At 46.2% G+C, this 24,024-nt stretch carries 28 protein-coding genes; 18 read left to right on the forward strand and 10 right to left on the reverse strand.

Annotation, left to right across the window (positions count from 1 at the left end; genetic code table 11):
• The first annotated feature begins 57 nt into the window (after positions 1 to 57).
• On the forward strand, positions 58 to 753 hold the full coding sequence (locus K2Y22_12630; protein ID MBX9879297.1) for an RNA methyltransferase: 696 nt from the start codon (positions 58 to 60) through the stop codon (positions 751 to 753).
• Here the strand turns inward: K2Y22_12630 and K2Y22_12635 are convergent.
• The 5 genes from K2Y22_12635 to K2Y22_12655 are packed head-to-tail and all read right to left on the reverse strand — an operon-like array spanning position 726 to position 4,141.
• Positions 726 to 1,469, reverse strand: coding sequence for a class I SAM-dependent methyltransferase (locus K2Y22_12635; protein ID MBX9879298.1), 744 nt, complete (start codon positions 1,467 to 1,469; stop codon positions 726 to 728). The genes K2Y22_12630 and K2Y22_12635 overlap by 28 nt on opposite strands.
• Before the next feature lie 3 nt (positions 1,470 to 1,472).
• A complete protein-coding gene (locus K2Y22_12640; protein MBX9879299.1) occupies positions 1,473 to 1,652 on the reverse strand; it encodes a hypothetical protein in 180 nt (59 codons plus the stop codon).
• Positions 1,653 to 1,658: 6 nt separating this feature from the next.
• The gene (locus K2Y22_12645) at positions 1,659 to 2,441 is read right to left on the reverse strand and encodes a BtpA/SgcQ family protein (protein ID MBX9879300.1); all 783 of its coding nucleotides are present in this window, start codon (positions 2,439 to 2,441) and stop codon (positions 1,659 to 1,661) included.
• Positions 2,442 to 3,101, reverse strand: a complete 660-nt coding sequence (locus K2Y22_12650; GenBank protein MBX9879301.1) for a cyclase family protein — start codon at positions 3,099 to 3,101, stop codon at positions 2,442 to 2,444.
• On the reverse strand, positions 3,083 to 4,141 hold the full coding sequence (locus tag K2Y22_12655; GenBank protein ID MBX9879302.1) for an asparaginase: 1,059 nt from the start codon (positions 4,139 to 4,141) through the stop codon (positions 3,083 to 3,085). Before K2Y22_12655 ends, K2Y22_12650 begins: the two co-directional genes overlap by 19 nt.
• A 113-nt stretch (positions 4,142 to 4,254) precedes the next feature.
• Here K2Y22_12655 and nbaC point away from each other — a divergent pair, with 113 nt between their 5' ends.
• Genes nbaC through K2Y22_12675 form a run of 4 tightly spaced genes read left to right on the forward strand, consistent with a single transcriptional unit; the run spans position 4,255 to position 8,447 of the window.
• On the forward strand, positions 4,255 to 4,755 hold the full coding sequence (gene nbaC, locus K2Y22_12660) for a 3-hydroxyanthranilate 3,4-dioxygenase (GenBank protein ID MBX9879303.1): 501 nt from the start codon (positions 4,255 to 4,257) through the stop codon (positions 4,753 to 4,755).
• Positions 4,752 to 5,807, forward strand: a complete 1,056-nt coding sequence (locus K2Y22_12665) for an amidohydrolase (GenBank protein MBX9879304.1) — start codon at positions 4,752 to 4,754, stop codon at positions 5,805 to 5,807. Before nbaC ends, K2Y22_12665 begins: the two co-directional genes overlap by 4 nt.
• The gene (kynU, locus tag K2Y22_12670; GenBank protein MBX9879305.1) at positions 5,804 to 7,084 is read left to right on the forward strand and encodes a kynureninase; all 1,281 of its coding nucleotides are present in this window, start codon (positions 5,804 to 5,806) and stop codon (positions 7,082 to 7,084) included. Before K2Y22_12665 ends, kynU begins: the two co-directional genes overlap by 4 nt.
• On the forward strand, positions 7,074 to 8,447 hold the full coding sequence (locus K2Y22_12675; GenBank protein ID MBX9879306.1) for an FAD-dependent monooxygenase: 1,374 nt from the start codon (positions 7,074 to 7,076) through the stop codon (positions 8,445 to 8,447). The genes kynU and K2Y22_12675 overlap by 11 nt, the downstream gene beginning before the upstream one ends.
• On the opposite strand, the gene K2Y22_12680 is transcribed toward K2Y22_12675, so the two are convergent.
• Entirely contained in the window at positions 8,434 to 9,585 is a 1,152-nt protein-coding gene (locus K2Y22_12680) for an SLBB domain-containing protein (protein MBX9879307.1), read from the reverse strand. The two genes, K2Y22_12675 and K2Y22_12680, sit on opposite strands and share 14 nt — an antisense overlap.
• A gap of 173 nt (positions 9,586 to 9,758) precedes the next feature.
• Here K2Y22_12680 and K2Y22_12685 point away from each other — a divergent pair, with 173 nt between their 5' ends.
• From K2Y22_12685 to K2Y22_12720, 8 genes are all read left to right on the forward strand, one after another.
• Positions 9,759 to 10,205, forward strand: a complete 447-nt coding sequence (locus K2Y22_12685; GenBank protein ID MBX9879308.1) for a RidA family protein — start codon at positions 9,759 to 9,761, stop codon at positions 10,203 to 10,205.
• Positions 10,206 to 11,675: an aldehyde dehydrogenase gene (locus K2Y22_12690; GenBank protein ID MBX9879309.1), complete on the forward strand. Its 1,470-nt coding sequence runs from the start codon at positions 10,206 to 10,208 to the stop codon at positions 11,673 to 11,675.
• Between the two features lie 3 nt (positions 11,676 to 11,678).
• Positions 11,679 to 12,470, forward strand: a complete 792-nt coding sequence (locus K2Y22_12695) for an SDR family oxidoreductase (GenBank protein ID MBX9879310.1) — start codon at positions 11,679 to 11,681, stop codon at positions 12,468 to 12,470.
• A 14-nt stretch (positions 12,471 to 12,484) separates the two neighbouring features.
• Positions 12,485 to 13,690: a saccharopine dehydrogenase NADP-binding domain-containing protein gene (locus tag K2Y22_12700; protein MBX9879311.1), complete on the forward strand. Its 1,206-nt coding sequence runs from the start codon at positions 12,485 to 12,487 to the stop codon at positions 13,688 to 13,690.
• Positions 13,687 to 14,586 (forward strand): universal stress protein, encoded by a 900-nt coding sequence (locus K2Y22_12705; protein ID MBX9879312.1) that lies wholly within the window; start codon positions 13,687 to 13,689, stop codon positions 14,584 to 14,586. The genes K2Y22_12700 and K2Y22_12705 overlap by 4 nt, the downstream gene beginning before the upstream one ends.
• Positions 14,587 to 14,597: 11 nt before the next feature.
• Positions 14,598 to 15,455 (forward strand): ATP-dependent Clp protease proteolytic subunit, encoded by an 858-nt coding sequence (locus tag K2Y22_12710; protein ID MBX9879313.1) that lies wholly within the window; start codon positions 14,598 to 14,600, stop codon positions 15,453 to 15,455.
• Between the two features lie 132 nt (positions 15,456 to 15,587).
• Positions 15,588 to 15,815: a helix-turn-helix domain-containing protein gene (locus K2Y22_12715; protein ID MBX9879314.1), complete on the forward strand. Its 228-nt coding sequence runs from the start codon at positions 15,588 to 15,590 to the stop codon at positions 15,813 to 15,815.
• A complete protein-coding gene (locus K2Y22_12720; GenBank protein ID MBX9879315.1) occupies positions 15,812 to 17,065 on the forward strand; it encodes a type II toxin-antitoxin system HipA family toxin in 1,254 nt (417 codons plus the stop codon). The genes K2Y22_12715 and K2Y22_12720 overlap by 4 nt, the downstream gene beginning before the upstream one ends.
• A gap of 13 nt (positions 17,066 to 17,078) precedes the next feature.
• Here K2Y22_12720 and K2Y22_12725 read toward each other — a convergent pair whose 3' ends face one another.
• The 3 genes from K2Y22_12725 to K2Y22_12735 all read right to left on the reverse strand — a co-directional run bounded on the left by K2Y22_12725 (position 17,079) and on the right by K2Y22_12735 (position 20,186).
• On the reverse strand, positions 17,079 to 17,708 hold the full coding sequence (locus K2Y22_12725) for an MBL fold metallo-hydrolase (GenBank protein ID MBX9879316.1): 630 nt from the start codon (positions 17,706 to 17,708) through the stop codon (positions 17,079 to 17,081).
• Positions 17,708 to 18,658, reverse strand: coding sequence for a ribose-phosphate pyrophosphokinase (locus tag K2Y22_12730; GenBank protein MBX9879317.1), 951 nt, complete (start codon positions 18,656 to 18,658; stop codon positions 17,708 to 17,710). The genes K2Y22_12725 and K2Y22_12730 overlap by 1 nt, the downstream gene beginning before the upstream one ends.
• A gap of 241 nt (positions 18,659 to 18,899) precedes the next feature.
• Entirely contained in the window at positions 18,900 to 20,186 is a 1,287-nt protein-coding gene (locus tag K2Y22_12735; protein MBX9879318.1) for a methionine gamma-lyase family protein, read from the reverse strand.
• A 133-nt stretch (positions 20,187 to 20,319) separates the two neighbouring features.
• On the opposite strand from K2Y22_12735, the gene K2Y22_12740 reads away from it, so the two are divergent.
• The 4 genes from K2Y22_12740 to K2Y22_12755 all read left to right on the forward strand — a co-directional run bounded on the left by K2Y22_12740 (position 20,320) and on the right by K2Y22_12755 (position 22,916).
• Positions 20,320 to 21,162 carry a ComF family protein gene (locus K2Y22_12740; GenBank protein MBX9879319.1) on the forward strand — a complete coding sequence of 281 codons (843 nt, stop codon included), beginning with the start codon at positions 20,320 to 20,322 and terminating at the stop codon, positions 21,160 to 21,162.
• A 91-nt stretch (positions 21,163 to 21,253) separates the two neighbouring features.
• Positions 21,254 to 21,670 (forward strand): helix-turn-helix domain-containing protein, encoded by a 417-nt coding sequence (locus K2Y22_12745; GenBank protein MBX9879320.1) that lies wholly within the window; start codon positions 21,254 to 21,256, stop codon positions 21,668 to 21,670.
• Between the two features lie 86 nt (positions 21,671 to 21,756).
• The gene (locus K2Y22_12750; protein MBX9879321.1) at positions 21,757 to 22,602 is read left to right on the forward strand and encodes a C40 family peptidase; all 846 of its coding nucleotides are present in this window, start codon (positions 21,757 to 21,759) and stop codon (positions 22,600 to 22,602) included.
• Positions 22,603 to 22,673: 71 nt separating this feature from the next.
• A complete protein-coding gene (locus K2Y22_12755) occupies positions 22,674 to 22,916 on the forward strand; it encodes a type II toxin-antitoxin system prevent-host-death family antitoxin (GenBank protein MBX9879322.1) in 243 nt (80 codons plus the stop codon).
• Here K2Y22_12755 and K2Y22_12760 read toward each other — a convergent pair.
• Positions 22,913 to 23,569, reverse strand: a complete 657-nt coding sequence (locus tag K2Y22_12760) for a DUF4241 domain-containing protein (GenBank protein ID MBX9879323.1) — start codon at positions 23,567 to 23,569, stop codon at positions 22,913 to 22,915. The genes K2Y22_12755 and K2Y22_12760 overlap by 4 nt on opposite strands.
• Before the next feature lie 91 nt (positions 23,570 to 23,660).
• Between K2Y22_12760 and K2Y22_12765 the strand changes: the two genes are divergently transcribed.
• Positions 23,661 to 24,023 carry a hypothetical protein gene (locus K2Y22_12765; GenBank protein ID MBX9879324.1) on the forward strand — a complete coding sequence of 121 codons (363 nt, stop codon included), beginning with the start codon at positions 23,661 to 23,663 and terminating at the stop codon, positions 24,021 to 24,023.
• Position 24,024: the final 1 nt, after the last annotated feature.

Below are 24,024 nucleotides of genomic sequence, written 5' to 3' on the forward strand. Positions count from 1 at the left end.
GAAAATATACACGATTTAATGATACTTTGCAGCCTTGCGTTACATAAAATAAGGGCTATGTTAACGCGTTGTCCCTATCCCGATTGCCGGCATGAATTTGAGTTGCCGGATGACATGACGCCTCGCAGCGGCGACTGCGCTTCCTGCGCACGTCCAATGCTTAATCGCCTGCTAATCGGCATAGTCAAAATGGAAGAGCGCGCTCAAAGAATTGCTTCGCAATTATTCACCGAAAATACTGTCACTGATGGGACGAAAGAACCGTTTATCGTCATTGCCGAAGATATTCGCAGTCTTTGGAATGTTGGATCAATTTTTCGTACTGCTGATGGAGCAGGTGTTTCTCGAATAATTTTGACTGGTATAACGGGCAGCCCGCCGCGCAACGAAATAGCTAAAGTAAGTCTGGGTGCAGAAGACACGGTGCCTTGGAATTACAGCGTCTCTTCTCTCGAGGCTGTTCTTATGTTGAAACAGCGCGGCTATCAAATTGTCGGTTTGGAGAGATCGGATAGCAGTCAATCTTTGTCCGATGCATTGTCCAACCATGTTTTGAAAACACCACTGTGCTTGGTCGTGGGTAATGAAGTAACTGGTGTGTCTCCGGAGATTTCGCGTCAGTGCGATGCTGTCTGCCACCTGCCAATGCGTGGCATGAAAGAATCTCTCAATGTGGCGGTTGCCTTTGGAATTGCTGTTTATGCGATTGCCGAATATTTTTCGACTCAGGACCTTTGTCCCACACGCATGTAGAGCGGCAATTTGATCTTGTGTTTGCTACCGTTGTTAGGGACGATGTTTTGAAGTTCTTCAGCTAGTTGTACAATCGGACTTTCACCTATAGCTTTTCTATAAATCTCAGATGCCGACCAGCTTGAATAAAATCCCAGCATGCGTTCAATTGTCCACTCATCTTCATGCACCAATGCCGGTGCTTCAATTTCCAGAAATGGAAAGGGCAAATTGCGATACTTCTCCTGAACATATTTTGTTGGTGGTGGCCAATACGGTTTGACTCTTTCATAGAATGCTTCCAGCGTTTTTTTGAGATAATCAGGGCCGATGAGCCAACCGTATCCCCAGACGGCAAGTATGCCTTTGGGTTTGAGCACTCGATTTACTTCTTTGTAAAACGCATTTAGATCAAACCAGTGAACAGCATTTGCTGCTGTAATGAGATCGCAACTGGAATCTGCTAATTGGCTTTCTTCAGCCGGTGCTGTGCGAAACGTAATGTTCTCGACGGGCGGAGCTTGTGCTATTTGTGCGTCGCTTGAATCGGTGGCAACTACATTTTCAAAAATCTGTCCAAGTTGAATGGCTGCCTGGCCGCTGCCTGTTCCGGCGTCCCATGCCAGTGTTTTACCAGGAGTAACGCTGGACAAGAATTCAAACAACTCTTTGGGATAACCTGGTCTGTGGCGAATGTAATTTGCTGCTTGCAGATCAAAGAGGTGTTGAAAGCTCATCTATTACTTCTCCTGCGTCACCTTGGCTAACTCTTCCTTCAATTTGCTGATGGCTGTGTCAAATCGTGGAAGGCAATGTTTATGGTGAGAATTACCGGCAAATTTCTCATCGTGCACCTTGCGCTCATTCTCAAGATGATTGATAGTCCGGGCCAAATATTCTTTGTCTATTACTACTTGCATGTGTTCTCACTTGGTCGCTGCCGCCATCAGGCGCTTGACTCGTTCCGGGTCGACTTTGTTGCGCCAGTTGCCTTCGTGTTTGAAGGCAGATCCGACAATGAGAGCATCGGCATGTTCTGAATATTGACGGATGTTTTCCGCGGTGACTCCGGAGCCGACAAGCACCTTGGCGGAAGTAGCTAAGCGTACTGCCTCAACTTCGCGAGCATCAGCCGGCTCGCTTGTAAAGCCGCCAGTGATTATAACGCCGTCTGCTCCGAAGAACTCGGCGGTGCGAGCAGTTTCAGTGAGGCTGATGTCCGATGTAATCGCGTGCGAGGAATGTTTTTTCTTGATGTCGGCAAATATACGTATGTGTTCGCCTTTGAGATAGGCTCTTCGCCTCATCAGGACTGCCGCGGAAGATTCATGCAATCCCTCATCGCCCACGTGCGCAAAGACAAATCCTTCGGCTCTAATAAAATCGAGCCCACAGGAAACAGCAACGCCCAATGATTCGAGATTAGCAGCAGCTAGAAGTTGAACACCGGTCGGCAACATAGCCTCGCGTTTAACAGTGTTTGCAACAACGGCCATTGCGGCAACTGTTTCCGGCTCAACATAACCTTTTAAGTAAGGTGCATCATGCATGTTCTCAACGATCAGCGCATCAACGCTTTCTTTTTTATAGGTCATCGCGTCGTTCAATGCAGAGTTGAGAATCTCTTCTATGCTCCCCTTGTATCCTGCCGAGCCTGGTAATGGCGGAAGGTGGATTACACCAATAACGGAGCATCTACGGTTAAACATTTATTTGACTCCTGTTTGTTTCAAGAGAACCGCGCGAACTGGTGAAGCCTCAAGCTCCATAAACTTTAGGGGTGGGGCGACCAAAAAATAATTGCCTTCAGACACACTTGTTAAATCGAGATTCTCAAGCCAGCACATTCCGGCTTTTATGAGTTCATGATGAGCGGCAAGTGTTTTTGAGTTGATGTGATCAACTGATGGCGTATCCAGTCCTATTAGTTTCGTGCCTTTGGAAGCTAAATATTGCACGAGCTCTACAGATAGATACGAATAGTTGTTTTCAAATACTTCGTATCTTAGAGACTTAGCCGTCCTGAATAGCACTCGTTCAACATTTGCTTTATCCAGCTTGTCTTTCGTTGCTGCAAGCGATATTTCGCCTTGAAAAGGAGCCAGGTCAATTACTGTTGCCGGACCAATAAATGCCGCCAGCTTCATTAGCCCGGCGGTGCCTCTAAGTGAATCTAGACTTCCTTTAACGTGCACTGGCGCATCTGCATGTGTTCCAACATGTGGACTCATGGTCAACTTTGTAAGATTGAAGCAACTGTCCTTGCCGAGTGTGACGGTTGTCTCTTTGCTAAAAGGCGTGTCACCAGGGAAGCAAGCAGTCTTTGCTGAGATTGGTATTGAAATATCAATTAGCTCATAGTCTTGCATGCTGTTGCCTTGATTTCGAAATGAAAGTTGTTGTGTAGATGAGCATTGTTCGGGTCAGCTTTCTCTTCTGCTCGTAGACCAAGCTGATGGAAAATTTCCTTAACAATTGTCTCCATGTGATGCATATCTGTACCTGAAGCGAGTTTGATGACAATTCCCAATCCAGTCGGATACTGGGCATTCGGTAAGAGTGAAATGGCAAGCAGCCCATCGGCTCCTTGCTTGGACAATAGTTCCACATCTTTTGATTCTGTCAGCTCACCTTGCATGATGCGAGTATCAATGCGATTTTTGCCTCCGATAATTTCGGGGAAGTCGTGCATGTAGCTACGCAAGTTTGTCCATTCGCGAAGCATTTCCTGCAAATGTTTTGGTGCTGCTTGAATTTGCTTGACTGTGAAGTCACTACCTAGTTTTGTGTACAATTTCGCTAAATCTGAAATGGCAAAAGCATAGTTGGGAATGCGACAGCCATCTACAGTTGTCGGAAATTCAGCATTTTGGCTTTTCAGCAAATAAGCCAGCAACTGTCGTAATGGTTCAAACTGCTTTCCTTCCGGAGCTAGGTAATTGTCCGACGGTAAATTACCAGCTTTCATCGCCAGCAGATAACCCATGTGTTTGCCGCTGCAATTGTTGTATTTGGAATTTGGTCCTGCGCCCTTATCTTTGAGGTGAATTCTGTCAGCTTGCGCCATTGGATAAGTGGCAGGGCATTGAAGTTTTTCTTGACTAACTTTGCCGATTTCTGAAATCTCGTCCAACGTTTTGAGGTGAATTTCCTCAGCGCTATGAGAAGACATCATGAGCGCATAATGATGCGGCTTTAGCTGTGGATAACTCGCCTTTAGAACGGGCAAATGGGCCAATAATTGCCACGCTTTTAAGCAAGAGCGAGTCCAGAGGACATAGCTGGTGTCGCCTATATCCAGGATTTCATTTTCCTTGCCATCAATTATCGATATTGCACCGGTAACAGTGACTTCAGTCCTGCCGGATCTCTCAATGCTATAAATTGGCGCCCAGGGAAATGAAAGCAAGCCTATCTCCTTGTTGACAAGGTTTTTCCTTTGCAAAAACAAAATAGTAGCAAAAGTAGAGCCGCCAAGTATTTTGAGTTTGAAAGCTGAGATAATTGCAGCGGAGGCGGAGCATGTTTACAACGATCAACCTCAAGAATTGGATAAACGAAAACAGGCATTTATTGAAACCGCCTGTTGGAAATAAGTGTGTCTGGGAAAATCGCGAATTTATCGTCATGATTGTTGGTGGTCCCAATACTCGCACTGACTATCACGTCAACCTAAGCGAAGAATTTTTCTATCAGCTTGAGGGAGATATCGTTCTCAAGGTTATAGATAACGGTAAACCAATGGATATATCCATAAAAGAGGGAGAGATTTTTCTCTTGCCGGCTAATACCCCTCATTCTCCAAGACGTCCGGCTAATACTGTCGGTCTGGTCATCGAAAGACAGCGCAGGGAGACTGAGATTGATGCCTTGCAATGGTATTGCGAGAGTTGCGGTGAAAAATTATACGAGGAAAAATTCAACTTGACTGATATTACCGGTCAATTTCAACCTATTTTTGAACGGTTTTTCAACAGCGATGCCAGCACCTGTAAAAAGTGCGGAACTAAGGCAAAGCAATGAACAAGATAGATATTCATACCCATATCCTGCCTGCTGAACTGCCGTCTTTCAAGGACAAGTACGGCTATGGCGGCTTTATTGTTCTGGACCATCATAAGCCTGATAGAGCGCGCATGCTCAAAGATGACGGGCAGTTCTTCCGTGAAGTTGAGTCGAATTGCTTTGATCCCAAAGTGCGTCTTGCCGAAATGGACAAAATGGGCGTCAATGTTCAGGTGCTTTCCACGGTGCCTGTTATGTTCAGCTACTGGGCAAAGCCGGAACACGCTCTGGATTTGTCGCGTTTTTTAAATGATCATATTGCCGGCGTTGTGGCGTCCAGTCCAAAGCGTTTTGTAGGACTTGGTACATTGCCGATGCAAGATCCCAAACTTGCTGTTCAAGAACTTGAGCGATGCGTAAGAGATTTAAAATTGGCCGGTGTGCAAATCGGATCGCATATTAAAAATTGGAATTTGAGCGATAAGGAATTATTTCCAGTCTTTGAGGCAGCAGCCGAATTGGGTGCTGCGATATTTGTGCATCCGTGGGACATGATGGGGCAAGACCGCATGCCTAAGTACTGGCTGCCCTGGCTTGTCGGTATGCCGGCGGAAGTTTCCTTGGCTATCTGTTCCATGATTTTTGGTGGCGTATTTGAAAAGCTGCCAAAGCTGCGCGTTGCTTTTGCTCATGGCGGCGGAGCATACTGCATGACATTGGGTCGCATTGAACATGGTTTTGTTTCTCGTCCTGATCTCTGCGCGGTGGACAACAGCATAAATCCACGTGATTATTGTGGACGCTTTTTTGTTGACTCGCTTGTGCATGACCCAGGAGCACTGCGATATGTGCTTGATGTTCTCGGTGAAAATTGCGTTGCCTTAGGCTCCGATTATCCATTTCCTTTAGGTGAAGCACAGCCGGGGGCAATGATTGAATCCATGAATGATTTGATGCCGGGGACTAAACACCGCCTGCTCTGCGAAACAGCACTCACCTGGCTGAATAGGAAGCATTCAGATTTTGACATACCCTTGTTTGGTCAAACGGAGGAACGTACAAGCGTATGACAGCCGTTCCACAAACTGTGAAGTATGAAAACAGCGAAGAGTTTGCGCAGACGATGGATCGTGATGATCCATTAGGCGCATACCGTTCAAAGTTCGCCTTTCCGAAACGAGCCAACGGCGAGCCTTATCTTTATTTTGCCGGCAATTCATTGGGGCTAATGCCTGAAAGTGCCAGAGACTACGTCAATGCAGAGTTTGACGATTGGGCAGCTTTTGGAGTTGAGGGGCATTTAGGCGCGCGCAAACCGTGGTTGCCTTATCACGAGAACCTCACGGAAATGTCGGCTCGTCTGGTGGGCGCAAAGCCTCTTGAAGTTGTTGTTATGAACAGCCTGACTGTTAACCTGCACCTAATGATGGTCTCCTTCTACAGACCAAGTAAGACAAAATTCAAAATATTTATTGAGGCGAATGCTTTTCCGTCTGATCAATATGCTGTGCAGTCGCAGGCAAAATTTCATGGTTTTGATCCAGCCATTGCCATTGGTGAGTTTCCACCTCGTGCAGGTGAGATTACATTACGCACAGAAGATATTTTGGAGACTATAGCCCGAGAAGGTGAATCACTTGCTCTTATTGTTTTGGGTGATGTGAATTATTTGACAGGTCAGGCTTTTGATATCCCGTCCATTGTTAAGGCCGCAAGAAAAGTCAATTGTCTAGTTGGACTTAATTTAGCTCATGGTGCCGGAAATCTTTTATTGCAATTACATGATTGGGATGTGGATTTTGCCGTTTGGTGTAGCTACAAATACTTGAATGCTGGACCAGGCGGTATTGCCGGATCTTTTGTGCATGAGCGTCACAGCAAAGAATTTGATTTGCCGCGGTTTGCCGGTTGGTGGGGGCACAACAAGAAAACACGTTTTGAAATGCCTTCTAAGTTTGATCCGCTTGCCGGTGCCGAAGGTTGGCAGTTAAGCAATCCGCCGATATTGCAGTTAGCTGCATTAAGAGCTTCCATGGAGATTTTCGATCAGGCAACAATGCCTGCATTGCGTAAGAAAGGTGATTGGCTCACTGGCTATCTAGAATATTTACTTGCTGAAATGCCAGGCATTTCAATTATTACGCCAGGCGATCCAAAAGCCAGAGGCAACCAACTGTCATTAAAGATCAAAAACAATCCGAAAGCACTTTTGGAGACATTGAAGTCTCAGGGTGTAATTTGTGATTTCCGCGAGCCGGACATCATTCGTGTGGCACCTGCGCCTCTGTATAACAACTTTCAGGATGTTTATCGCTTTCACCAGGTAGTAGCTAAGCATGTTCGCTAAGCCAGTAATCACTATTGCCGGTGCCGGTCTTGTCGGATCTCTTCTTTCCCTGGTCCTAGCTCGACGTGGATTCTCTGTAGAGATGTTTGAGCGGAGAGCCGACCTGCGTAAACATCAAATCGGTGCCGGGCGGTCGATTAATTTGGCTATTTCCACACGTGGGATTCATGCCCTGAAGCAAGTTGGTCTTGATCAAGAAGTAATGAAATATGCCATTCCTATGCGTGGGCGTATGATCCATAGTAAGAATGGAGACTTGTCTCTACAACCATATGGAATTAGTGACGAGCAGTGCATAAATTCCATTTCGCGTCAGATTCTCAACAAAATACTTCTGGAACATGCCGAAGCCACTCAAAAGGTACGCATTCACTTTAAGAGCAAGGCCGCCAACGTCGATTTCGACACTAAGATACTCAGTGTTCTTGACGAAGAGAAAAAGTCCAGGATAAAACACCAATTTGATGTGCTCATAGGTACTGATGGCTACGCCTCGACTATTCGCACCGAGATGATGCGTGGTTCCGATTACCAGTGCGAAATTGACACTCTCAATTATGGCTACAAGGAATTGACGATGCCTGCCGCAAAAGGTGGCGGGTATCTGATGGAGAAGAATGCTCTGCATATTTGGCCGCGCGGCACATTTATGCTCATAGCCTTGCCTAATTTCGAAGGCAGTTTTACTTGTACGTTGTTTCTGCCATTTGAGGGACCAGTAAGTTTTGAGAAATTGCAAACTCCGCAGGATGTGCATCAATTTTTCAGTTCGGAGTTTCCTGATGCATTTAACCTAATCCCCAATTTGATCCAGATGTTTTTTGATAACCCAACCGGTCACATGGACACTGTCAAATGCGGGCCATGGTTCAGGAATGATGATGTGCTTCTGATTGGGGATGCTGCGCATGCCATTGTTCCTTTTTTCGGTCAAGGCATGAATTGTGGTTTCGAAGATTGCTCCGTGCTCAATGAGCTAATTGGTGCTGCCGGAGACGAAATTAATTGGGCTGAGTTGTTTGATGCCTTTTATGCGAAACGCAAGAATAATACCGATGCGATTGCCGATATGGCTGTCGAAAACTTTGTAGAAATGCGCGACAAAGTTGCCGATAAGCATTTTCAGTTGGAAAAGGCAGTGGAGAAGATATTAGAGAAACGATTCCCTGGAAAATATATCTCTCGTTATGGACTGGTTACGTTTTCCAATGTCGATTATCAAAAGGCTTTGACTATCGGGCAACTTGAAAGCGAGTTGCTCGCTATCTTATGCCGGCACATTGAAAATGCGGAAGCCGTCGACTTGCAACACGCAGAAGAGCTTATAGACAAACAACTCGCGCCTATTATTACGGCGTTGTAGTAGTTGTCGTTGTTGTTGTTGTTGTGCTTGTGCTTGTAGTTGCGTCGTTGGTGATTACGTTGACGTTATGCACCTTGTTACTGAAGTAAATAACAAGCATTGCCAAGGCGGTAATTGCACCGGCTCTGGCGACTTCCACGCCGACTGTCTTAATAAGCGAGGTTGATGCGACAACGATGTCTCCTGACTGAACTGGAGCATTAGCCAAAGAATCTCTATTTTTTAGTCCCTTAACCAGGGAAACTCGCTTGGAAAATACTGTGCCGTCGCGATTCATACGGCTAAGTAAAACCGATCTTGTTGCTGCTCCTGGCCCGAAGCCTCCGGCTCTGGCAACAACGGAATAAAGTGTGTCATTTGGACGCAGCTCAATTAATCCAGGTGCTCTGACTGTTCCTAAAACACGGACCCAACGTCCGCGAATCGCAGAGAGATCACCCAATCCGTCCGGATTGAATTGGTCGCCGCCTCTTGTGCAAAAGACAATGTCGCCAGGTCGCAGCATGACTACTTGAGTGTTATCACCTTCGCTGGCCATTTTCCAGAGGTCGACATTTATGATTTCGTCTCCGCGTCTGACTTGGACACGGCGAACGTTAGCGGTTTCTCTTAGCCCACCACCTGCTTGAATTGCGGTTAAAACGTTGGGGATTACAGTGTCGGTACTGGAACTCAATTGGTAACGTCCAGGCAACTGTATTTCGCCAAGAACATAAACCATGACTGGTCTAACTTGAACGAGGCTTACCTGAAAATGCGATTGAGTGAAAAATTCTTTTGAGCGGTCATTGATAACTTGAGCCAGCTGAAGAGTCGTTAGTCCTTGTGCTTTTATATATCCAAAAGGATACAAGGTGATATTGCCATCTTGGCTGACAGGCACCGGTTGCTGCTGTTTATATTGATCGTATACGTCGGTGATACCAACCCAATCACCCGGACCTAATACATAGGTGTCTACTTGGTCAGTAAGTTGTGCAGGGCTTGGTATATCTATTCGTGTAGCAGCTTGCTCATCGGCGGTTAGATCTTCGATAGCGTCTTGAGCGTATACGGCATTGCTACAAAGAATTAGTGCCGCAGAGAAAACTGCTGCTAACTTTTTCGTCAAATTTTTAAATGGGTGCCGTGCGATCATTTCGATCTAATAGTTTAGTTGTATTACGACCGAAACTAGTCGTTTGTTAGCAATTGCTTAGAAAGTTTATAAGTTGTATATCCTCCTTGACTTCGGTCTGTGTATAGGGACAACTCAATTACGACTCGTTCAAGTAAAATTGCACTGGTGAATTCAGACTGCATTCAAAGGACGTGACAACGTTGAAGCGTATCGGCATTAACTGTACTGGTGAAGCTCCTTCTCCGTTGAGTTCATACAGTCATGCGGTACGAGTTGGTTCTTTTGTTTTTGTATCCGGACAAGGATCGCGTGATCCGAAAACCGGTCAGGAAGCTGGTGTCACTTTAGATGGCAACGGAAAGGTTGCCTCTTACGATATTGAAACGCAGACACACGCAGTTATTGCCAACTTACAGAGTGTTTTAAAGGCGGCAAATTGCGAATTGACGGATCTTGTTGACGTCACAGTCTTTCTAGTAAATATGCAGGATTTTTCAAAATATAACTCCGTGTACGAAAAGTATTTTTCTTTTCCGAATCCACCTGCACGCACGACTGTAGCGGCGGCTGCATTGCCGGGAAAAAATTTCATTGAAATAAAAGCGACTGCATTTTGTCCAAATGGACAGGGAGAATAAATGGGCGCAGGAACAAAGTTGAAAACCAAACACCTTGGTCATTTTATTGGCGGCCAATTCTTGCCGTCGGCATCAGGTGACACTTTCGAGACCGTTAATCCGGCAACCGGCGAACTGTTGGCAACTGTTTCCTTAGGAAGTGCTGAAGATATTGATCGCGCAGTAGAAGCTGCGAAGGACGCATTTGATAATGGTCCTTGGCCCCATATGTCTATTAAGGAACGCTGTCAAATATTGCGTCGTGTTGGTGATCTGATATTAGCTAATCAAGAATCCTTGGCATTAGCAGAAACTGCCGACACCGGCAAGCCAATTGTTGAGAGTATGGACGGCGATATTCCGCGCGCTGCCTACAACTTTCATTTCTTTGCCGACTATGCGCCATCTTTAAATGAAGAGTGCTTTACGGTAAATGTTAACGAGCGTCATTTCACGGTGCGCGAGCCTCTGGGTGTCGTCGGACTTATTACGCCATGGAATTTGCCGTTGTATTTGGCTACCTGGAAAATTGCTCCTGCATTGGCGATGGGCAATACTTGCGTTTTAAAACCTGCTGAATGGACTCCGTACACAGCGACCATGCTTGCTGAAATTATGAATGAAGCAGGATTGCCACCAGGTGTATTTAACATCGTGCATGGATTTGGCGCCGGTGGTGCCGGTGAGGCATTAACCAAGCATCCGGATATTTCGTCAATTTCTTTCACTGGAGAAACAACAACCGGGCAAGCAATTATGGCTGCCGCTTCCAAGACTTTGAAAAAGGTCTCCTTTGAACTGGGTGGCAAAGGTGCAACTGTGCTTTTTGCTGATGCCGATCTGGATGAAGCTATACCGACAGCTATTCGCGCTGCCTATCGCAATCAAGGTCAGATTTGTCTTGCCGGTTCGCGATTGTATGTTCACAAAAAAGTATTTGACAGAGTTGTCGAACAAATTGCTGCCGAAGTTGCTCAGATAAAAGTAGGCGATCCATTGGATAGACAAACGCAGATGGGTTCTCTTATTAGCAAAGAGCACTTTGATAAAGTCGAAAAGTATCTGGCACTAGGCAAGAAAAAGGCGAAGCTCATTACAGGCGGTGATCGCTTGGAAGAATTCCCGAAAGGACTTTTCTTGACTCCGGCTGTTTTTGTTGGACTCGATAACAAATCGCCTCTATGCCAGGAAGAAATATTCGGACCGGTATTGCCTATTGTTTCCTTTGAAGAAGAGGAAGAAGTCATCGATATGGTCAATGACACACCATATGGCTTATCGGCGAGCATTTGGAGTTCCAATGTCGATACTTGCCACCGAGTCTCACGCCACATTCGTATGGGCACCGTGTGGGTTAATTGCTGGTTTGCTCGCGACCTGCGATCTGCTTTTGGTGGAATGAAAGCAAGCGGTATAGGCCGCGAAGGCGGTCGCTGGAGCTTGGATTTCTTCTCGGAAGCCAAAACTATTTGTTATCGGTACAAAGGGTAAAACATGGACCTTGGAATCTCTGGTAAAAAGGCACTCGTTTGTGCTGCTTCAAAAGGAATCGGCAAAGCCGCAGCTAAAGCGCTAGCTGAAGCCGGAGTAGAGCTTTTCCTTTGTGCTCGCGGCGAAGATGAATTGAACGCTGCCGCTGCCGAAATTGGCAAATTAAGCAGTAAACCGGTTCATTTTCTCTCTGCAGATTTGACAAATAAGGAATCTCGTGAAAACTTAGTCAAAGGAGTCCGTGAGCGTTTTTCATCTATTGACATTCTGATTCATAACGTTGGCGGACCAAAGCCTTCGACAGTGCAGGAAACACAAGCGCAAGACTGGCAAAAAGGCTTCGACCAATTATTTGAAAGTGTTGTCCACTTAAATGAAGCGTTTCTTCCAGGCATGAAAAAGAACAAGTGGGGCAGGATAGTGACAGTTACTTCGCTTAGCGTGATGGAACCAATAGGCACAATTGCCGTGTCTAATGCCATGCGCTCGGCTGTCACCGCCATGCTCAAGACTTTAGCCGATGAAGTAGCGGCAGAAAACATTACCGTTAATTGTGTTGCCCCAGGCGTCATCTACACGGACCGAACAGAAGAGCGTGTCAATGCCATGATCAAAGAAAAGGGCGGCACCAAAGACGACCATTTGCAAGATTACTTGAAGTCAATTCCAGCCAAACGTTTGGGAACTCCGGAAGAAATGGGTGCCACCATTGCTTTCTTGTGCTCTCAACCGGCGGCTTATATTACAGGCTCCACCATTTGTGTCGACGGTGGAAAAAGGCGTTCCACGTATTAGGGAAGGAAATAACCGTGAATTATTTAGTCTTAGGTGCAAACCAGTTTGGCTACGCGGTTGTATATGACCTTGTACGTAGCCCAAAAATTGACGAGATCTTCTGGGCGGACGCCGATGTCGACAGTCTGCATCGGGCAATGGAGCACTTTGTCGATAAGAGAATAGTCCCCTGCGCGCTGGACATCTCTCAATTGAACGACATTAAGGGGCTGATGTCTCGCTCTGATGTAGTTATTTCTTGTTTGTCACCCAGACACAACTATGAATTGGCCAAGCTCGCACTTGAAGCCGGCTGTGATTACTGTGATCTTGGTGGTGATGAAGAAGAGCTGCGCAAGCAATTCCTCTTAGATGAAGTCGCAAAAAATGCCGGAGTGGCAATTATTCCAGGTGCCGGTCTGGCTCCTGGTATGGTATCCATACTTGCCGCCACGGCTATGCAGGAAATGGATGTTTATCAAGTTCGCTTTCTTGTAGGTGCGCTTCCGGTTGAGTCAAATGTTGAACTCTCGCAAACGCCTATTATTTCCAGCGAGCGTTTGATAAATGAATTTGTTGAGGAATCAACTCTCATTCGCGATGGCAAAATGTTGCGTTTGCCTTCGGTAACTGAAGTTGAGTCTATTGAATTCCCACAACCATTTGGACATCTGGAAGCATTCAACACATCCGGTGGCATGTCGCGTCTGGCATGGACAATGGCCGGCAAAATTCAAAACTTGGATTTCAAAATGCTGCATTATCCAGGTTACAGTTCGCAAGTAAGACTCTTGCGTGATCTTGGACTTTTCTCTGATTCTGAGATGAAAGTTGATGGGGTGTCCATCGCGCCGCGTGCACTGCTAGACAAGCTGATTGAGAAGCATGCACCGACTGAGCCTGACGTTGTTTTGATACGAGTAACCATCAATGGACTTAGGAACGACAAGCCTGTAGAAATGGTTTGGGAATGCATGGACTATATGGATCAAGGTGCAGGAATTTTAGCGGCTGCGCGTATGAATGCTTTCCCATTGTCCATTGTGGCTCAAATGATGGCTCGTGGAGACATTGAAGAAAAAGGTGTTCTGGCTCAAGAAATTCATGTGCCGGTCAAGCTTTATTTGACTGAATTGGCAAGCCGTGGCATCAATCTCTCGATGATTGAAACCGAAGAAGGTACGGATACATTGGGCGGCAAGACACCGAAAAACAAATCCGGTAAATCTAAAGGACAATGAACATACTGTTACCATTTGATGGAAAACCACACTCGCAGCGTGCGGTTGATCTTGCGATCAAGTATTTTCATCTTTCGAAATGCACTGTAACTCTATTGCATGTTGTAGATTCACCGTCATCTGAACTTGTGATCAGTGACAAAACGGGACGCATTGAAGAGACCTATCCGCAAACGGCAGCGGAGGAGTCTCAAATCCTATTGGAATTTCTCGCGAAGAAATTTGAAGAAGTCGGAGCGAAAGTCGAGATTCGCATTGAGCACGGCAAGGCCGGCTCGGAAATAAAAGCATTAGCGGAGAACACGAATGTGCCGGTGATAATTACAACGCCGGGACGCCATTCTGCTAAACAGTTGATGTTGGATTCCACCGTTACCAATCAACTGTTGCAGGTTGAGCAGGAAGTTCTTCTCATACTGGCCCGCGAAGTAAAGTCGAATCAGCTAAGTGACGAGGACAAACCAACTTGCGCATTTCTGCTTGACGGTTCGGAAGAATCCCTGAAGTGCGTCAAGATGTTGGCACCCTTAATTGCCGGAAAGATGCAAATACTTTGCGTATCATCCAGACTTGGTTGGGCGCACTCAGCCAATACCAACATTTTTCAAGTTAGTAATCCAGCAATAGATCAAACACCGGTCAAAGAGCCGGAAGAAATCTTGAAAGAGGCGGTTGAGACTCTTAAGTCGTTATCGATTGAATGGGACGAACTAATTGTTGAAGAAAGTTTTGAAGATAGCCTGCCAACTCTTGAGGAGCATCGTTCACTTGGATTTCTGGTTTCAACACGAAGTCGCGAAGATGTTTTGCATCGTCCATTAAGAGGAGCTCCGTGCGAACGATTGTTTACCACTGTTACCTGTAATTCCGCCCTTTATTGCGCCGCTGTTAATTAAGAGGTTCGAACATGACTGATATTCTCTGGGTTTTTATCATTGTTGCAATGATCATGCCAATGATTGCTCAATCGATGCAGGAAATGCTTCGCAACGGTTTGATGACCAAGATAGAGAAGCAACGAGGTAGTCGTGTCATTGCCTTGATTCACAGACAAGAGACGATGAGTATTCTTGGCTTTCCTGTTGCTAGATACATCAGTATTGAAGATTCAGAGCGCATATTGCGTGCCATTCACTTAACACCCTCCGACATGCCTATTGATCTCATTTTGCACACACCTGGTGGTCTTGTTTTAGCTGCTCAGCAAATTGCTTCAGCTCTTTGCCGCCATCGCGCCAAGGTGACTGTTTATGTGCCGCACTACGCAATGTCCGGCGGTACGCTTATTGCTCTATCCGCTGACGAAATTGTGATGGACGAGAATGCGGTACTTGGGCCAATTGATCCACAAATTGGTGAATATCCGGCCGTAAGTCTATTGAAGGTGATTGAAGCAAAGCCTGTAGACAAAATGTCCGAGCAGTTTTTGATCTATGCCGATGTCGCCAATAAAGCTTTGCGACAAGTGGAAGCGTTGGTTAGAAAAGTCCTTTTGGATAATGTGCCGCAACCAAAAGTTGATCCGGCAATGGTTCCTAAAATTGCCGAGAGCCTTGTCTCCGGTATTTGGACACATGACTATCCAATTACTTTTGAAGACGCCAGAGACATGGGTCTGCCTGTTGCAACAGGTTTGCCTGCCGACATTTATGACTTGATGGATCTTTATCCACAGCAAAGCAGTACGAGATCGGCAGTGCAATATATCCCCGTACCTTATAAGAATGAGCCTGCACCTATCCAGCTGCCGAAATCGGGCAAGTAACCAAACTTACCGTACGGGAAGGTTGCTGTGATTAATCGCTGTTTTGTGGGTATAGCTTACCGTACGGGAAGATAAGGCTTGCGAAATGTCTCTTTCTCTATTAGACTTACCGTACGGTAAGGTGGTGCGGCTATGAAAATCAAAAATGCCGGCGAGTTCGGCAAACTAATCAGAGAAACCCGTCAGGCGCAAAACCTTCGCCAGGTAGATCTCGCTGCAGCCAGCGGCTGTGGAGAAAGGTTCATCATCGACCTGGAAAAAGGCAAGCCGACTTGCGAATTTGAAAAGGCCATTCTAGTTGCGCAAATGCTGGGTATTTCGCTTGAGGCAAAGAGTCCGGAAAGACGTGGTGAGCCATGAGCGAAGATACCTTGTCCGTTCGCCTCGGCGAAAAATCTGTCGGTACACTTCGTCTTCATTCAGGAAGCATGCTTTTCAGCTACGAAAACAGTAACAGACCTCTTTCGCTCAGTATGCCTGTTCGCGAAGAGTCATACACGAATAAATCCTGCGAAGCGTTTTTTGGTGGGCTACTTCCAGAGCCTGTCGAAACAAAAAAACTTATCGCCAGACTATATGGACTGCGTTCGAACAGTAGTTTTTCACTTCTGTCAAAAATTGGATTTGATTGTGCCGGCGCCGTATCAATAACTGAACCTTCCGAGCCATTGCGAAAAAATGCTTTCTACAAACTAGAAGGTCATCCGTTAAACCAAAAGGAACTCCACACGCATTTAGAACAATTGCCCAAACGACCGCTATTTGCCGGAGTTGATGGCGTGCGCATTTCTCTTGCCGGTGTGCAGGACAAAGCTGCATTGTGCATGATTGAAAATGAATTATGCATTCCATTGCCTGATGTCCCGACAACACACATTCTTAAGCCGCCCATTAGGGGTCTTGAAGGCTCTGTCGAGAATGAATATCTTTGCATGGCTCTTTCGCAACGAGCCGGGCTGAAAACCGCCAATGTAAAACTCGAATCGGCAGGGGCCATCAACTACCTTCTTATTGAAAGATTCGATAGACATTTTGAGCCGGGACTTAAAATCAAACGCATACACCAAGAAGACTTTTGCCAGGCATTAGGCGTTGTATCAACGAAAAAATATGAGGCGGACGGTGGTCCTACATTGACTGATTGCTTCGAGCTATTGAATCAAGTGACATTCCCTGGTGTTGATAGATTGGAATTGGTAAGACGCGTTGTATTTAATTACCTCGTCGGCAACGCTGATTGCCATGCCAAAAACTTTTCTATCATTCACTTCGATGACGGCACAATTGCTCTTTCGCCTAACTACGACGTCATGTGCACCTCAATTTATAGCCATGCAACGACAAAAATGGCTATGTCTATAGGTGGTCAATCCGACATGAACACTATTCGCTCGGATAACTGGTCGACTTTATGTAGTCGTATAAATATTCGTATTCCAGCATTTAAGAACGTCTGCGAAGCGCTGATCAAAAATATAGAAGCATTCCTACCTGAGGTGCTGAATGACATCAAGCAACAGGGACATATGAATCATACGGTTGAGTCTATTGCTAAAGTCATCGATAAACGCACGAATGAATTTTCGCGTTTGTTAGAAAAGATCAAATAGAAAGGTCTGCTGATCAAGTCAGGAAAGGATTTTCTTTCTTCTCCGACCAAATGTCTGTGTCCGGACCGTGACCTGGAATTACTCTAGTAGAGTCTTCTAGTGTCATAAGACGTTCGGAAATGGATTTAATAATTTGCTCAAACGAACCACCCCACAAATCTGTTCTGCCTATGGAGCGATGAAATAATGTGTCGCCGGCAAAGAGAATATTTTCCTTGTCTCCATGCTCAAAGCAGAGACTGCCCGGAGTATGACCTGGCGTGTGAATGACTTTCGTCTTGCCTTTGCCAATCTGTAATTCCTGGTCGTCTTCTAAATAGACATCGACAGGCAATGGTTCGGTGATGTTGAATCCGAACATATTTCCCTGTTTGGCCAAATTGTCGTAAAGCCATTGGTCGCCTGTGTGTAGGCAGATTTTCCCGCCCGTGGCTTCTTTGACGGCGCGAGAGCCAAGGACATGATCAAAGTGTGCATGAGTGTGCAGAATGTATTTGACAGTTAGACCATGCTCTTTTACAAGCGCCAAGATCTTTTCGGGATCGCCACCTGGATCAATAATTGCTGCCTCTTTTGTTTCAGGACAAACAATAATCGAGCAGTTGCACTGCAACGGACCAACTGGAAATGATTCAAGCAGCATTATTCAAACATCGCGCTGATAGAAGCGTCGTCGTGTATACGAGCAATAGCTTCACCAAGCAATTTGGCGACGCTCAACTGAACAATCTTCTTGGAAGTTGTTTTTGGATCGTGCGGGATTGAATTTGTTGTGATCAGTTTTTCAATCGGCGAATCATCAATGCGCTTGTTTGCTTGTCCGGATAATACTGCGTGTGTGCAGCAAGCATACACAGCTTTAGCGCCTTCTTTTTTCAAGAGTTCAGCACCTTTGACCAATGTTCCGGCTGTATCAACCATGTCATCAACCATGATTGCAACTTTGCCTTCAACGTCACCAACTACTGTCAGCGATTCTGATTGATTTTGTAGCGATGGGTTGCGGCGTTTGTCGATAATGGCAATTGGTGCGTCTTTGAGCTTTTTAGCAAATGCTCTGGCGCGTGCTACGCCACCTACGTCAGGGCTGACGATGACCAAATCTTTGTGCGGCAGTGTGCGGATATACTCTAGAAGAACTGGACTGCCGTAAAGGTGATCTACAAGAATGTTGAAGAAGCCCATTATCTGTGGAGCGTGCAGATCCAGTGCTACCACGCGCTGTGCGCCTGCTGTTGTAAGCAAATCGGCAACCAGCTTGGCTGTGATGGCTTCACGTCCGGCAGCTTTTCTGTCCTGACGCGCATAGCCGAAGTAGGGAAGCACAACTGTGATGCGTCCGGCACTTGCTCTCTTCAATGCGTCAAGCAGAATGAGCAATTCCATCAAATTTTCGTTTACCGGCGTGCAGGTTGACTGAATGACGAAGCAGTCGATGCCGCGAACGCTCTCTTGAACTTGAACGTAAATCTCACCATCGGAGAAGGGCGATATCTTGACCTGCCCTAATTCGGTCTCCAGGTAATCGGTAACTTCGCGAGCCAGCTCAGGGTTGGCGGTGCCGGCGAAGATTTTGAGGTTGGCCTTGCTTATCGGCCGGGGCTCGGATTGTCTGATCACTTGTCTTTCCCGATCGTAATCCTTGCTGTGGTCAGTTTCCAGGTCTTTCCGTTGTTTTGACTGAACTTGTGTGACCAAGGCACTGTCCTCCAGTTGATGGATGTCACGTCCCCAGGCTCATTGTAGCCCGGTGATTACCCTAGGCCAATTATTGTAGAAAACTTACGACCATTCGTGAAGGTGGAAAGCCACACTTTGACGGAAGGTTGACTGATTATTTGTTAATAGCAGCCGATAAAAAGGGCAGTTCCCCCGATTGAGCCAGCTCAAGTGCTCCCTTAAGGGCGCACTTCACGTGCAGATAGCTCAAGCCACCTTGCAGATAGGCGGCAAAAGGAGGTCTCAAAGGACCATCAGCTGAGAATTCAATGGTTGAACCGGACACAAATGTGCCGCCTGCCATAACCACCTCGTGCTCATAACCGGGCAAGAGAGCCGGCTCCGGCACGACATGGGCATCCACTGGCGAGAATCTCTGCAGTGCACGGCAGAAATTGATAAGACCATCCTGATAGCCGAACTTAATTGCCTGAATTATGTCGAATCGGCTGTCAAACGGACCTGGTTGAACAGGCAGGCCAAGCTTTTCGAAGACGTAAGCAGCCAACAGGGCGCCTTTTACAGCTTGGCTCACAACAGAAGGAGCCAAGAAAAGCCCTTGCAGGATATGTCTATTTTGGTTGAATGAAAGCCCAAGATGTCCGCCAATTCCTGGCGCTGTTAGGCGATTCAGGGCATTGTCCACAAGCTTTTGCTTACCGGCAATGTAGCCGCCGGTGATAGCCAGTCCGCCGCCTGGGTTTTTAATGAGAGAGCCGGCAATGAGGTCTGCGCCAAGTGCGGTTGGTTCTGCCGCTTCAACAAATTCACCGTAGCAGTTGTCGACGAAGACGATAGTCTCAGGTCGAATTTTGTGAACACGGTCGACTAATTTGCCTATTTCTCTATTGCTTAGTGTGATGCGTTCGAATGAATATCCACAGGACTTTTGAATGTGCACCATTGTTGTCGGTGCTTCTAAAAGAATTTCCAATTCATTCTCAAGACTGCTGTCTGTATGAATGAACGGCAGTATATTTCCTTCTTCGTAAGCGACACCCAAAGATTGTAGTGAGCCTTCGCTGTTGCCTGTGATACCTATCACTTCCTCAAGCGTGTCGTATGGAGCGCCGCTTAGCGTAAGCAATCTATCGCCGGGCTTGAGATTGCCGAGAAGAGCGCATGCAATTGCATGTGTGCCCGATACCATCTGCATTCTAATTGCAGCAGCTTCTGTTTCAAACACATCCGCGTAGATGGCATCAATTGCTTCCCGCCCAGCGTCATTTAGTCCGTAGCCGGTTTTCTCTGCGAAGAATTCTTCTGATACGCGATGTGTGCGAAATGCTGTCAGGATGCGCTCCTGATTGATCATGGCAATTGCATCAACTTCTTGAAACTTGGCGTTAAGCGCCAGTTCTGCCTCGGCAATAAGTTGTGCGACATCTAAAGTGGTTTGCATGGCTCTCTAATTAGGTTGGAAAGTGCATTATCGCATTAAATCCACGTTGTAAATAGGAATATTTTTTGAACTTTTTTCACCCCTTGACCGTCTTACATATACAGGCACAAATTTTGTTTCTAAGGGGTGCATTATGGCGCTAAAAATAGGACGACTATTTCAGACGTGGCTAAATTACTTAGATGGAATTTTCTTTCATGAGCGGTGTCGAGTTTGCACAAAACTCTTGCCGCCTAGTGTTTTAGCTGCCGAACATTACTCTGTGCGCACCGAGGAAATTCCTAAAGCAATTTGTTTTGAATGCTGGCGTCAGGCGCTAGCATCCAATCCAACAATTGAATTGTGCCCGCTTAAAAATGCGCCATCACTAAAGATTGCCAGTGGTCGGTTATACACGGGACATATTAAAAGACTTATCTACAAGTTGAAGTATGACAATGATCGTCTGCTGGCTTACGACTTAGCCTTACTTGTGGAAAAGGCATGGAGACTAATCGCGCACAATTACGTCGATGAGCCTGTCGTGTTAATACCAATCCCGCTACATTCAGAAAGGCTGTGGCAGCGAGGCTACAATCAAGCTGAGGAAATAGCAAAACATCTATCTACACGTGTCGAGGCGCCTGTAGAAACGCGTGCACTTAAACGCGTGAAGAACACTGAAGCTCAATTTGGATTGTCGCGATTGGCTCGTCTGCAAAATATGAACGACGCGTTTGTCGCCGGAGGCAAGTTCTGTGTTGGTAGGCACGTCATCTTGATAGATGATGTTTATACTTCCGGTGCCACTCTTGTTGAAGCAGCGCAAGAAATCCTTGATTCTGGGGCACTGTCGGTTCTGGCGCTGACGGTCGCTCGTGCTGTATTTAAGGAAAAAACGGCGTGTGGCAAATCACTACCGTCGCTTCCACATAAAATTGTAAGCGTTGACAAGTCGTATCAAAATGATAACATACAAAGAGAGGTCTTGTTGTGAATATTCTTGGAAAAGATCTCACTGAGGAATTTCAGTTAAAGCATCCACAATCTCGGACTCCTCTAAGAGATTGGATTTAGGAAAATATGAGATGAGTAGTGTCATTAAGTGTAGTGCCGAATACTTTGAACTGGTCCGCAGCTTTCCTTTAGTTCCACTAAGGACAAAGAGACAGTATAAGCAAGCCCAGGAAGTTATTAGGAATTTGGTGATTGATCCTCTTGCTCTAACCCAAGCGAGAATTGATTACATTGGGGTTCTCGGAAACATTGTCACTGAGTATGAAAGAAACTATTTGCCTCCCACGCCCAAGATCTCTGGACGCAGGATGCTTCGCTTCTTGATGAAGCAAAATGATCTTTCAATTAGTGACTTGGCGCGAGAAATAGGTGGACACAGATCGAATCTTTCAGCATTTCTGTCAGGAACTCGCTCACTAAGTAAAGATGTTGCGATGGCTTTGTCCAAGCGCTTTCATATCAATGTAAGTGCGTTTCTCGAAAACTAATGCATCGTTTTGGTCTGGACTGCCGCTGAAGTTGCCCTCACGTCCGCTTTGATTTTAAATGGACAGCAAAGTGATATGATTTTTGAATGAAAAGCAGAATATTGTTTCTTACACTTTTGTTGACGGGCTTCATTATGTCGGTACCGGCTCAGTCTCAAGACAATTACCAATCGCCTTACAGGGTGGAATTTTCTTATCCACCTGAAGAGCTCTATCGACCTGATGAATTTGCGCCACGAAATAATCCTCGTGAGGAATCATCGACACCATTTGGTGATTGGTATTCAGCACGCACGCGTAAACAATACGGTGCCTGGGGACCGGAGCCGCGCCATTATCCAGCGTTGGACAATTACGATCAATTGTCGGCATCGTGGAAAAGGCAGCGGGTACTTGCTGTGGCAGTTAAATACACAGGACTTCCTTATCAACACCACCATATTCCGGATTGGGATCCACCGGGATCTTGGCCGTGGAAACAGGTAGCATTCGGCAGAAACTCTAAAGGTGTTGATTGCAGTGATTTTTCTTCCTGGTGCTACAACTATGGACTAGGCATCAAGCTGAAAACCGGCATCAAGCAACAAGCTCTTGATACGCAAATTCCCAGACCAGGTGACAATGGCTTTACCGACGCTCGAGTCATTCGTGACGACAACGGTTACGACACGCTAATTCGCACACTGAAGACAGGCGATCTTCTCTATATCAAAAACAATCAAGGTGAGCTCGCTCATGTAATTATGTGGGTCGGCGAGCACGGCGTATCACCTGATGGCACGCCACTAGTAATTGATTCAACAGGCTCCAATCACTACGACTCCAACGGAGTCCAGATACCGATAGGTATTCACCTGCGACCATTTACAAAAGACTCTTGGTACTATCGCAGCTTTTCTCATGCGCATAGATTGATTCGTGAGGAGAGTTAGAGGAGTTGTCGCTTCTTGACTATGCGTATGATTTAGTCCAAACTGGTTTAACTAGGTGTACTTGGTCAATCATGAAAAGAATTGGTTCTTACTTAGCCAAGACTCATTTTGCCGAATTGCTGGCAGAAGTAGCTAATGGTGGACGGATAACGATCACTAAGCATGGAGTGCCGGTCGCTATGCTTGTTCCAGTACAGGCGACTGCTAAACATAATGCCGTACAAGCTGCGCAGTTAATACGCAGTAGCAAAAGACATAAGTTGCCGAAGGGGACTTCTATTAAGAATCTCATTGAAGAAGGAAGAACTTACTAAATAATTCGGGATGGTTTGCCTAAAAGACCAAAATCTGCAATCAGTGCAATCTGTTGTCCATCATCTGTCTTTGCCCAATAGCAGTGATAACCACCGTCGCCATAGCCTGCTTGCATAATAAACATATTGCTGCCATCGGGAAATGTGGTTTCTTTGAACAAGTTTTCAGACTTACCATCGATTGCGGGACTGACGTCTACTTGATCTAAATCCAACTTTTGAAATTCATTTAGCGACTCGAAGCTACAGACTGCTGCCAAAGCTGAATCAACTGAAAACCAAGGAAGTTCTTTGCGTTTTGCTGTTATGCTGCGCCAGTGAGCAGTCCAAGCCGGCTCGAAGTGCGATATTTCACCGTCAGCGATTTTGACGCGTGCAGCAGCGATTCTGTGATCGTCATTTTTGGTCGCGACAACCGCATCCACTGAGTAGTTTCCCGGTGGTACTAATTCATCGAAGCAGGGATCGACTAATTTGTCTGAAGGATCCTGAATAACCATTTTCCCCGATGGCACAGACAAAGTTCCGAGATGCATGAGACTGCCATTCAATGAGGCAAGCAACTCTGGGTGCTCTTGCTTTGCCCCATGTTCCAACCATTGAGCAAATTGCAAGTCACGTTCTTTATTGCCGAATAGCCAATTGAAAATCATGTTCCATCCCCAGGACTGTGGGTGCTTGACAGGTGTAGTATGCTGTATTCATCCAACAAGGATGTTTTTCCCCCTTTCAGGTCTTTGCTCTATGGGTCGGTCCGTTCTATTACTATCGGTAACGCTAACCTTGTTTTCATCCGTACCCGGATTTGCTCAGTGGGGTGGCTATGGATCTAGCTATGCCCAAGGTATGGCACGCCGAGCCGCTCGTGCCGGACATAGAATGGTTACGCGACATGCAAACCGCATGATTCAGAATCAGCGTAATAAGCCGAAGCGACAGAAAATGAAGAAGCAGGACAAACAACAGCAGCAAGATCAGCCGGTCGAGCAAAAGGAATTACCGGCGCAACAATCTACAGGCAACATGTCACCATCGTCTGCCTATCCTGAATGGCCGCCGCCAGCAGAGCAAGCCCGGGAAGTTCCAATGAATCCTGCTGGATTCTAGA

Source organism: Candidatus Obscuribacterales bacterium (assembly GCA_019744775.1).
GTDB lineage: Bacteria > Cyanobacteriota > Vampirovibrionia > Obscuribacterales > Obscuribacteraceae > SBAT01.